Source organism: Bariatricus sp. TF06-38A, from assembly GCF_027690675.1.
GTDB classification, from domain to species: Bacteria; Bacillota; Clostridia; order Lachnospirales; family Lachnospiraceae; genus Allocoprococcus; species Allocoprococcus comes.
Genome location: NZ_JAQFCE010000002.1, coordinates 325,814 through 335,488, shown reverse-complemented (window position 1 = coordinate 335,488; position 9,675 = coordinate 325,814). Strand labels below are relative to the sequence as shown.

General features: G+C 41.2%; 13 protein-coding genes. All 13 read right to left on the bottom strand.

The genetic code is table 11. The annotated features are described in order from the left end of the window. On the bottom strand, positions 1 to 1,259 hold a 1,259-nt coding region (locus tag PG418_RS03815), incomplete at its 3' end, for a VirD4-like conjugal transfer protein, CD1115 family (protein ID WP_498837079.1). Continuing rightward, positions 1,246 to 1,449 carry a hypothetical protein gene (locus PG418_RS03810; RefSeq protein ID WP_006426173.1) on the bottom strand — a complete coding sequence of 68 codons (204 nt, stop codon included), beginning with the start codon at positions 1,447 to 1,449 and terminating at the stop codon, positions 1,246 to 1,248. The genes PG418_RS03810 and PG418_RS03815, both read right to left, overlap by 14 nt. A gap of 26 nt (positions 1,450 to 1,475) precedes the next feature. Next, positions 1,476 to 2,450, bottom strand: coding sequence for a hypothetical protein (locus PG418_RS03805; RefSeq protein WP_498837078.1), 975 nt, complete (start codon positions 2,448 to 2,450; stop codon positions 1,476 to 1,478). Positions 2,451 to 2,455: 5 nt separating this feature from the next. Then, positions 2,456 to 3,337 carry a PcfB family protein gene (locus tag PG418_RS03800; protein WP_368276616.1) on the bottom strand — a complete coding sequence of 294 codons (882 nt, stop codon included), beginning with the start codon at positions 3,335 to 3,337 and terminating at the stop codon, positions 2,456 to 2,458. After that, complete coding sequence (locus tag PG418_RS03795) at positions 3,312 to 4,754, bottom strand: relaxase/mobilization nuclease domain-containing protein (RefSeq protein ID WP_368276615.1); 1,443 nt, start codon at positions 4,752 to 4,754, stop codon at positions 3,312 to 3,314. Before PG418_RS03795 ends, PG418_RS03800 begins: the two co-directional genes overlap by 26 nt. Further along, on the bottom strand, positions 4,745 to 5,083 hold the full coding sequence (locus PG418_RS03790; protein WP_028087751.1) for a plasmid mobilization protein: 339 nt from the start codon (positions 5,081 to 5,083) through the stop codon (positions 4,745 to 4,747). Before PG418_RS03790 ends, PG418_RS03795 begins: the two co-directional genes overlap by 10 nt. Further along, positions 5,080 to 6,054, bottom strand: coding sequence for a DUF5688 family protein (locus PG418_RS03785; protein ID WP_368276614.1), 975 nt, complete (start codon positions 6,052 to 6,054; stop codon positions 5,080 to 5,082). The genes PG418_RS03790 and PG418_RS03785 overlap by 4 nt, the downstream gene beginning before the upstream one ends. A gap of 132 nt (positions 6,055 to 6,186) precedes the next feature. After that, positions 6,187 to 6,279 carry a DUF3789 domain-containing protein gene (locus PG418_RS03780; protein ID WP_080656577.1) on the bottom strand — a complete coding sequence of 31 codons (93 nt, stop codon included), beginning with the start codon at positions 6,277 to 6,279 and terminating at the stop codon, positions 6,187 to 6,189. A gap of 168 nt (positions 6,280 to 6,447) precedes the next feature. Then, the gene (locus PG418_RS03775; RefSeq protein ID WP_227189560.1) at positions 6,448 to 6,885 is read right to left on the bottom strand and encodes a hypothetical protein; all 438 of its coding nucleotides are present in this window, start codon (positions 6,883 to 6,885) and stop codon (positions 6,448 to 6,450) included. A gap of 25 nt (positions 6,886 to 6,910) precedes the next feature. Continuing rightward, complete coding sequence (locus PG418_RS03770; RefSeq protein ID WP_064786993.1) at positions 6,911 to 7,891, bottom strand: DUF3991 and TOPRIM domain-containing protein; 981 nt, start codon at positions 7,889 to 7,891, stop codon at positions 6,911 to 6,913. A gap of 107 nt (positions 7,892 to 7,998) precedes the next feature. Then, on the bottom strand, positions 7,999 to 8,823 hold the full coding sequence (locus PG418_RS03765) for a PD-(D/E)XK nuclease family transposase (protein ID WP_195479795.1): 825 nt from the start codon (positions 8,821 to 8,823) through the stop codon (positions 7,999 to 8,001). A gap of 96 nt (positions 8,824 to 8,919) precedes the next feature. Continuing rightward, positions 8,920 to 9,258 carry a DUF6664 family protein gene (locus tag PG418_RS03760; protein WP_226851472.1) on the bottom strand — a complete coding sequence of 113 codons (339 nt, stop codon included), beginning with the start codon at positions 9,256 to 9,258 and terminating at the stop codon, positions 8,920 to 8,922. Continuing rightward, positions 9,245 to 9,595 (bottom strand): DUF6664 family protein, encoded by a 351-nt coding sequence (locus PG418_RS03755; protein WP_173739899.1) that lies wholly within the window; start codon positions 9,593 to 9,595, stop codon positions 9,245 to 9,247. Before PG418_RS03755 ends, PG418_RS03760 begins: the two co-directional genes overlap by 14 nt. Between the last annotated feature and the right edge of the window lie 80 nt (positions 9,596 to 9,675).

The window sequence follows — 9,675 nt, the reverse complement described above, 5'->3', positions numbered from 1 at the left end:
CTTTTGTCGGTTATTCCCACCGTTTTAGGCGTAGAACGTGTCACACCATTTGCAAATTCGTCCATGAGGAAATGCACATGAACCGGAAGTCTTCCACCATATTTATGGTCTGCCAGATAGAACAACTGCTGAAATAACTGGGTATATAAAATTGACACCAGAAAGTTGTAACTGGTGTCGTTGTCCGGGATTAACGCAAATAAAGCCACTTTCCGCTCTCCCAGTGATGGCAGGTCTAAATCATCTGTTGCAGTCAGTGCTGCCAGACTGGATAAGTTGAATTTCTCAAGTCTTGCGGCTAATGTGATTTGAATGGATTTTAATGTCTTGGCACTACCAGAGTGATAATCTTTGTAATACTTTACTGCGATATGTTCCGGGTTCTTCATTTCCAACCGCTCAAACAATTCATCAAGCGGTGACTGGTACTGGTCATCGTCCTCTCTGACTTCTCCGGCACGAAGCATTTCCATTACCATCGGGAAATTCTGCTCCTCCTCTGGTGCTTCATATCTCAGATAGAAAATCAGTGCCAGTAACAACATGGAAGCTGCGGTATCCCAAAATGGATCGTTGGACTGACTGCCTTTTGGTGTAGTCGCTTTGAACAGGTTCGTCACCAGTCTCTGCACATCGTTATCATCCTTCAGATATACAAACGGGTTATAGCAATGGCTCTTTTCCATATTGATCAGGTCAAGCACTCTTACCTCATATCCTTTTTCTTCCAGAAGATACCCGGTATCTCTCAGATTTTCCCCTTTTGGATCTAAAACCACAAAAGAGGTATTCACCTGCATCAGATTCGGCTTTGCAAAAAATCTGGTCTTTCCTGAACCGGAACCACCAATCACAACCGTCAATACATTTCGCAAATGTTTTCGCATATTGTAGCTGATTCGTACATGCATGGTCAGCAACTTATTTTTTGTAAATCGCTTCTCCCTGTATCTGCGATTGATTTTCTTCACATTCCCCCATTTTGCAGACCCATGTTCTTCACCTCGTCGGTAATGTTTCTTGGTAGAAAGATAAATCCCAATTCCCATACCGTAAGCCAGCAAAAAAATAAGGACAGTTTTTACACTGTCCCCACATAACCGAATGGAAAACGGATGGTTCATTGCTTCCGGGACTCCATCCAGAATCCCCATAAGACCAGACGAAAGATAAGGTGCGACAAGTAACGCAAACCAGATAACCGGGATAATTCCAATTACCGCCAACATCAGACTGCTCTGCTCATCATCGTTCTTCATGGCTTCTGCGTCCTCGCTTTTCCTTCTCCGACGGTACTTCGATTTTCTCAATGACTTTCATTAAAACATCATCGACAAGCTCCGTATCTTTTCCCTCTTTCAGCATCTGATTCCGCTTGTCCTTTAGGGAATGGAACACTACGCCACTCTCATATTTATCCAGTTCTAACGTAATCGTATCACTGCTCATTTTGTTTTCTCCTTTCCCGGATGTTCTTAGCGTGCCATACCACGGTCATGCTCCTGTGTTTTCTGTTCGCCTGTTTTTGCTTCAGATTCTTTCTGACCATTCTCTGCTCTTCCCTGCTGACGCTGGTTCAGATTTTTATCCTGTTCCAACACTTTCGCCATTCTTCCGGAAATTGCATTGGCTGCATCTCTCGCTTTGGAAAGTTCTCCTCTTACCTCCTGCGGTTCCATATTTTCAAAAAACTCCGGTGCATGGGTAAAATCAAACTGGCTGATATCCATTCCATACTTTTTAGACAACATATAGGACGCACAATATGCGTGGAACGCATCTTCACTCCTGTCATAGTCCGGATTGCCTTCTGCATATCCTGCAAATACCAGTTCCGACACAAGGCTCTGAAAAATTTCCTGTGCGTCCATGCCCTTTCTTACATAGATGCATTTTTCTTCCGGTTCAAAATATGCCCCCTTTTCATCAGGCATCTGATCAGGCTCTGCTGCAACAATATTTGCCGGAGGATTGCTCACTAATGCCCGGATCAGGCTTCTCTCATCATACTGATTTTCTTTTGCCGTCTTATCCGTCATCGTTGTCTGGGAAATATCATACAACTTTTTCGCATTGTAATACGTTCCTATCGAACCGTCTTCACGTTCATAAGTCTTTCCCGGCTCCATGATTAAAATTGGATTTTGACGCTCCATACGTTTTACATAAGTTCCATGGTCTCTCCAATATCCATAATCCCCTAATCTCTGTGCATCTGGTTTCTGTGCAAGAATCAGAAGTGCATTATTTGCCGTATAACGGTCAAAGGTACTCTGCACGTCCAGATATTTCTGGAACATCTGACCGTCTGTCGCTACCTGTGCGGTTACCTGTTCTGACAACTCATAGCAACGATTCCGGTTATTCTTACTCTCTGCGATAAATGCCTGTACCTTATCGTCCTGTGGTACGGCAGATACATTTAATAAAGAATCAAAACTGTTATCCATAAAATTTACCTCTCTTTCCCTTTTCTTGGTTTTCGTTTCTGTTGTGGCTGTTGGTGGCGAATCTGATTCCGATCTTTATTGCCCTGATTTCTCACCGGATCATTTCTATGCTCACGCCACTCCGCTTCTTTCTTCCTTGCATTCTGTATCTCCCGAAGTTCTTTTCTGACCGATGGTTTCTCTGGTTTTTCCGGAGCGTATAACTTAGAAGTACCCTCTGCGGTTTTCTCTTGCTTCTTTGAGGTAGGCTCGGACAGACGGGATTTGGTTGTCTTTGCCAAAGAGGGGTTTTGCTCTTTCCCCTCTTTCTTCACCGGCTCTCCAAACAGCTCGTCCATAAGCTGATCCTCCTTGGATTTCTGTGGATAATCTTTCTCCGGCTCCGCCTGTCCCTGTTTTTCCTGCTGAATCTGTACCTTTTCCGGTTTCTTTTCCTGCTTCTCCGATTTTCCGGCTTTCGCTTTTTCTGCACGTGTCCGTTCAATTTCCGTCTTAATCTTCGCCGCTTCTGTAACAGATGCGAACTGGAATCTGTCTACGATACGGTTGATTCTTGGTGCATCTTCTTCCTTTACAATCACATCTACCAGTCCGTCACTGCTTCCTTTAGGATTTCGGACTGCACAATACAACACGCCATATCGTTTTGCTTCCTGCACAAACTGCTTCAGGTCACTTTCTTTCACTGAAAACACCGTCAGTGGTCTACCCGATTTGACCAGTGTCTCAAGTCTTGCCCTGCCTTTTGTCTTTTTCTTCTCTTTTAAGACTGCATACAACATCACTGCCAGATGCTTCGCACCTGTACCGCTGATTTTCAATGCAGCTTCACCGACTTCCAGAGACATTCGTACTACCTGGTCAGCGGCTTCGCCTGATGTGTTCATGGCTTTGTTCCTCCTTCTTCTCTTTTTCTTCCCGCACCATCTTAAATTTTTCTTCAATCACCTTGGAACGTGCGGCAATCCCATCGCAAACCACCACCTCCCTTCTGAGCGTTCCAATTTCTTCTGTCAGACCTTTGAGCTGTTCTTTCAGCTCCTGTATTTCTTCTTCCGGTCTGTTTGCCCGAATCTTATAACGCAAGTGTTTCCGCTCCTCCACACACTGCTCCATTTGTTTCTGCAAACGGTCTTTCAACGAAAAAAGCTGCTCCGCAGTATCAATGTGATAGTGGCAGAGCAGCTTTGTCTCTTTGGAAATGGTATTCAGTTTTAATAAATCCTCTCGGAACAATACATGAATTTGTTTGGCAGACATTGACGGGCGGTTCTTCGGTAGGATTCCTAAAAGATAACAGTAATGCAGATACAATCCCCGAAGTCCTCCGATCTTTCTTGTCTGCTTGAAGTTGCCGGATACCCGAATCCGGTAAGTCTTACGAACCGAAAGTTTCTTCTCGGCAGGTAATTCATTTTCTTCCAGAATTCGAACCCGGATTGCTTCCAGTGAATAATTCTCTCCAAAGTTTCTCTTTAACTTCAGACCACGCTCCCGTCCTTCCGGGCGAATGGTAATGTCTTTCCCGAACTTAAAAGAATATCCTTTTTCCCGCAAATAAAAAAAGAACTGTTTTTCAGTCCTCGCTTTTCGGATTGCTTCATCAACATCTGCTTTTACCATGCTGTGATAACTCGGCTTTCCTTGCTGTTCTGCCTGCCACTCGGCATAATGTTTTCCTTTTCCCTGTTCTGGCTGTTGCACAACCGATAGCTGATATTCTTTACATAAACGGTCCGACACCATTCGCATATCACGATAATCCTGATTTGTCCTGTGGTATCTTTTTCCGTCAAGGAATGAAACTGAGTTCACCACAAAATGATTGTGCAGATGATTTGCCTTATCCAAATGGGTTGCAATCAATACCTGATACTGACTGCCCCACAATTCTTCTGCCAGCTTCTTTCCGATCTCATGTGCCATTTCCGGATTACATTCTCCCGGTGCAAAAGACTGGTATCCATGAAATGCAACAATTCCGTCCTCTTTTCCAAAACGCTTTTTGACTGCGATCATTTCTTCTCTGGCGGTTGTCGGTGCACAATTAACTCCAGATACATACTGTTCCATCAGTTCTTCCGATTCTCCGACAAGTTCCCTTTCCATAGATTCAGATTGTCCCCGTCTGGTCTTTTCAGTATTCACCGCATAGGTAATTACATCCTCTAATCCCTGTGTGGATTGTGATTGATTCTCAGATATCTGCCCTTCATTGTTCTCTTTCGTCTTGTCCGGGTTCTCCGCATACTTAATTACTTTTCCTATCCAACCTTTGATACTCCAGATTGATGTCACTGCCATGATTCGTTTTTCTCCGGAAGTATTACTGCTTCTGTAATCTTACGGACTGCTTCATTGAACTTCTGCACTTCCTGATCGTATCTCTGCACATCTACCACATTTAACACATGTGCTTTCTGTGCAATCTGATTTAAGTTATTTCCAATTTTGTGAAGTTCCCGCATCATAGAATAATAATCTGGCGGCGGTGCATCTTTGGGAACAACACCGGAGATTAACTGTCTCAGGTACGCTTCTCGGTTCAGTCCGCTTTTCTTTACTTTCTTATCCAATGCCTCGGCTTCCTTTTTGTTCAACCGAAAAAGAATTGCTACATTACGTTTTCTCAACGCTCCATCTCCTTTGCTTTCTGTATAGAATCTGGTTCCTGGCGAATCTGGTGTTTTTCTTTATCGTAGCTGTAAACTCTGTCTGAGAGAACCTCCTCACGCTTAACCTCTGCCCGGTTTACTTCCCGCACCATTTCGCCCAATCTTCTTGGTTCAACTTCACCATTATCCGGTACAATCAAAACTTCATGGACTGATGACGGAAGAACATAAAATCCTTCTGGAAAAAGCTGATTGAGTTTATTTAAAACCTCTGGTTGAGTAATCATAGATGCTCCATACTGCTTTTCCATATTCGTAAGTACATAGGCTGTTTCATGCGAACTAAGTCCAAATTCCGTTGTATTCTCATCTAATAGATTCTTTACACATGCGTCTTCATCAAAAAGGCTTTTCCATGTTCCAAACATTGTCTGAAGAACTGGTGTATTTATCGGCTGTGTGTTTGCCCTTGCCTGTTGAAACAACGCTTTTTCATCAATATTCCAAATACTGAGATATTGATTTCTTATCTCCATAGTCGCTTTTCCTTCTCTAGAATCTACTGGGAAATCCACATAGCAGATAGCAGATAAATCTTCAATATTTTCATGAGGCATTTCCTGCAGCATCTTTCGATTTGCCTGTGTGTTCACAAGTTTAATTGCCAGATGCTCTTTTAACGAATCATAGTTTGTCAGATCAATCCCGCTATTCATAAATGGAGCCCGGCTCGATTTCTCTATACAACTTGCAATCCTGTTCATTACACGCTCAACAGGTTCCCCTTGTCGGATTTCATCAAAGAATTGTTCCATATAAATAATCGGACTTGCATTTCTTTCCGGAAGACTTACCTGTACTCCTATTAACTGAATTCCATTATTTTTATTTTTCTGCACGACCTGAAAATCTGCATCTTCATACTCTGGTGGAAGATAATTACGAATATCCTTTGCCACTCCTTCCGCAAATACTTTTTCTGCTATCATTTCTTCTGTTCCCCTTTCTTCTGTTCCACTTTCTTTTTGCCCAACTTCTTTAAATACGCTTCATAACGTTTTGCTTCTTTTTTCTTATTTCTAATTGTCAAATCAATACTTGCCATTTTCTTTCTCCTTCACTTATTTTCTGTTCACCTGTAAAATGCACATTGCAATTACACCGACCGCACTTCCTACAAATATTCCTGCAACAAATAAAATCATTTTCTTCATGTCTCCTGTTTCTCCATATTGTAAATTTTTCTAAGGGTTTCAGGGATTCTCCCTGACAAGCTGCCGCTGGACTGACAGACAGGAAACCTGTGTGGCAATCCAAAGGCGTTGCTTGCTGGTATTGTGTATTCTTCTGCACCCGTCTCGTTGCTCCGGGTACCAAAGAATTTACCTTCCGAAAAACAAATGCTTTCCTGGCTGTAATTCCAACATTGGATTTGTACAACAACCACATTTTGTACAAGCAAATCCACATTCTTTGCACTCCTGCCCGCAATCATGTCCGAAGTCTTTTTCCTCTTTTAGTTCACATCGCCCACAAGTTTTACACAAATATTCACACTCTGTACAGCGTACATTTTCATCAGTTGCCATACATTCTTCACTCGCCGGACAATACTTTTGACAGCTTTCACACTGCTCCGTACAGCTTTCTTCTGATACCTTTTCAGCAATAATTCCAATCAAGCCGTCTTGTTCTTTTTCTTCTTTCACCTGTGTTTCCAGAAAAATCTTCAACAGATTTTCGCTGTCCACATTATCTTCCATCGTTAAAATCAACTCTTTTTTCTGAACCAATGACAGCTCATACTTCACTATTTTCATGTAATTCCGCCTCCTTTCTTCCTGCTCAGCGTTCCCATGGACGGTTGCTTTTCTGATTTTTTGACTTCTCCCGCCTTGTTAATCCAAGATTTAATCTCAGGCACAACATATCATTACAGTCCTTGCCTTTCGTTGGTGGTTGGTCTTTCACACGATATTTTTTGGGTACAACTGTTTGGATTGCTTTTGTTGCAAGTCTTCCGGTACGGTCATTATCCAAATGTAATACAATCTCTTTTACATCCGAATGTTCCTTCAAAAATCGTGTCAATGCCGCTGGGACTTTGCTTCTTTCTATCTCTTTTGCAGGTTGATACACACCCGCCAACGACAATAAATGCTCCGTCCGCCACTCTTTCCCGTCCAATTTCTGCATCGTTGCATAAGATAACAGGTCAATAGCCGATTCAAATACATGCACTTTATCACTCATTTTCTCTGCCGGAATTAAAAAAGAATAATTCTTATCACTTCCATTTGCTTCTCCAATAAAATCTGTATTGATTCCACGAAGTGCTGCATATTGTGGTTTTCCCTGTTGATCCATACCAACAAAAACTGCATTATGATGATACGCACTCTCATAAATTCTTCCAGTTTCTATACAGAATCGAACAATATCATTGTCAATTCCCCGTCCAGTAAGATAACTGAACACATTTGTGTGATACCGATTTTCTTTTGGTAACAACAGATGTTTTTCCACTGGAAGCTGCTCAGATACAGAAAGAGGCGGTTGAATATTTGCCTGTCCTGCAAGCAATTCAACCGCCTCCAAAAAGCTGTAATCTTTTACTTTAATCAGATAATCCAGTGCTGACCTGCCACCAATTCCTCTACTCCACCACATCCATTTACCATTAGATATCTTCAAACTGTCATGCGTTCTGGTGGTATAAGTGTTACCGGAAAAGTGAACCAACTCATAAGGTTCATAATTTTTCAGATACGTCAGCAAGTCTATTCTCTTTACTTCCTGCACAACCTGAGGTGGTATATATGGCATAAGCTCCTCTCCTTTCCTGCCCTGAATTGATATTTTCATATCCGGGCATAAAAATAACCGGGCAATTTCCCATTCAGGAAACCACCCGGTTATGTAGCATTTTCATGCTAAGCAATCACTTTTTCGTCCAGAGCTTTGACTTCATCTATGGACAATTCTGCTATTTCAGCTATTTCTTCATATGATAATTTACCAGACTGCAACATACCTTTTGCAACTTTAATTGCTTTTGCATGTTCTGTTTCACGTGCAGTTTCATTTCTCATTTCTTCCATCGCTCTACACATAGTCGCAACTCCTTTCTCATCTTCTTTAAAATATCGAACTCGATCTGCCAGAATTTTATATTTCATATCCTTGGCATCGGTACAGGAAAAATCATGCATCAGCTTTCCTAATGCAGATTCGTCTTTAATTTGTGAGTTCACATATATAATATGCGATTCATCACCAAACAATTCGCCTGTTTCTTTTACCGTTCTGTCAATATGATAGATTGGTAATCCCACTTTCATTATATCATTTTCTGTAATAAAAATAACATAGGATTCACACAAATTTTCATATTTTTCACCAGGCTCTGTCACATTTGCATCGATAAGGCTGCTGTTGTATCTTGCTCTTTTCACTCCGGCACCCTTATCACTTCTCTGTATCTCGATATTATATACTCTGTTGTCTGCATCAACCGCCAGTATATCCAGTCTTACTGAACGTCCCTGAAGATTCTTAATATCCTGCTGTCCGTTCACTCGCAATACTTTCAAATCTGTACGGTTTAAAATAATCTGAAGCAAAAATTCCGTACACGCTTTATCCTCAAATACCTTTTGCATGAAATCATCGTCCAACAATCTCAGTCCCCTCAGACGCTGTAAATCTTCTTCATGCTTCCGGTCAAAATCTAATTCTTTTGTAGTATTCTCTGCCATAGTATCACCTCTTTCTTTTTCCGTATCTTCCTTTTCTTCCGTTTGTTTATAACAGATTAACATAGTTTCTTCTCCTATACAAGCTCCATGTTTTTACTAATCCAACTTCAATAACTCAATGATCTCCATCGCATGTGCTATCCCTAATAAGTACATCTGCAACCGTTTCCAACAGTTTATATCATCTTCCACTAAACAAAATTTCGCCAAGGCTTCTGTCTCTGCATAATTCAAATCCAACGCTTTCGTGATTCCATTGCTGTCGGTAATCATATTTAAGAATGGATATTCGTCCAACAACTCATGGTCTTCTCTCTGCAACTCAGTAAATTGCGGCGATTCCTGCAGCAATCTTTCACATTCATTTTCAAGATAATCTACAAACATTCCCATTAAAGGCGGTAAATGATAAATATCAAAATCACTGATTTTCATGTTTTATCACTCCAATCTTTTTCATATATTCATAACAATGGATATGTCCGTACAAATAATGGTACAAGCGTTCTTTGTTCTCTATTTTATCTCTGACTTGCAAATACTCCAATACTGCCTGATGTTCCTGCTCTGATATTCTAACTTCACCGTTATCATCTAATAATTTTTCTATAACTGGATACTGGTTCAACAATTCTTTTCTCTTTGCGCAGAAAGTCTGATATTCCTCGTGTTCTGCAAGTAATTCCTGAACCGTATCTCTGTCTACTTTTTCCAATAGAATTCCCAACCACTCAGGTAAAACAATATCGTTTTCTGAAAATAATGATTTCATGCTCTACTTCCTCCTGTTCTTTTTTGCTAACTATAACAAGTTTCTCAGGAGAAAACGACTGTGCGATTTTCACATTCAAT

Bases quoted from the DNA above. Each gene is read 5' to 3' on its own strand.
- PG418_RS03755 (WP_173739899.1), bottom strand. From the start codon at position 9,595: ATGAAATCATTATTTTCAGAAAACGATATTGTTTTACCTGAGTGGTTG.
- PG418_RS03805 (WP_498837078.1), bottom strand. From the start codon at position 2,450: ATGGATAACAGTTTTGATTCTTTATTAAATGTATCTGCCGTACCACAG.
- PG418_RS03780 (WP_080656577.1), bottom strand. From the start codon at position 6,279: ATGAAGAAAATGATTTTATTTGTTGCAGGAATATTTGTAGGAAGTGCG.
- PG418_RS03765 (WP_195479795.1), bottom strand. From the start codon at position 8,823: ATGGCAGAGAATACTACAAAAGAATTAGATTTTGACCGGAAGCATGAA.
- PG418_RS03760 (WP_226851472.1), bottom strand. From the start codon at position 9,258: ATGAAAATCAGTGATTTTGATATTTATCATTTACCGCCTTTAATGGGA.
- PG418_RS03775 (WP_227189560.1), bottom strand. From the start codon at position 6,885: ATGAAAATAGTGAAGTATGAGCTGTCATTGGTTCAGAAAAAAGAGTTG.
- PG418_RS03800 (WP_368276616.1), bottom strand. From the start codon at position 3,337: ATGAACACATCAGGCGAAGCCGCTGACCAGGTAGTACGAATGTCTCTG.
- PG418_RS03770 (WP_064786993.1), bottom strand. From the start codon at position 7,891: ATGCCATATATACCACCTCAGGTTGTGCAGGAAGTAAAGAGAATAGAC.
- PG418_RS03810 (WP_006426173.1), bottom strand. From the start codon at position 1,449: ATGAGCAGTGATACGATTACGTTAGAACTGGATAAATATGAGAGTGGC.
- PG418_RS03795 (WP_368276615.1), bottom strand. From the start codon at position 4,754: ATGGCAGTGACATCAATCTGGAGTATCAAAGGTTGGATAGGAAAAGTA.
- PG418_RS03785 (WP_368276614.1), bottom strand. From the start codon at position 6,054: ATGATAGCAGAAAAAGTATTTGCGGAAGGAGTGGCAAAGGATATTCGT.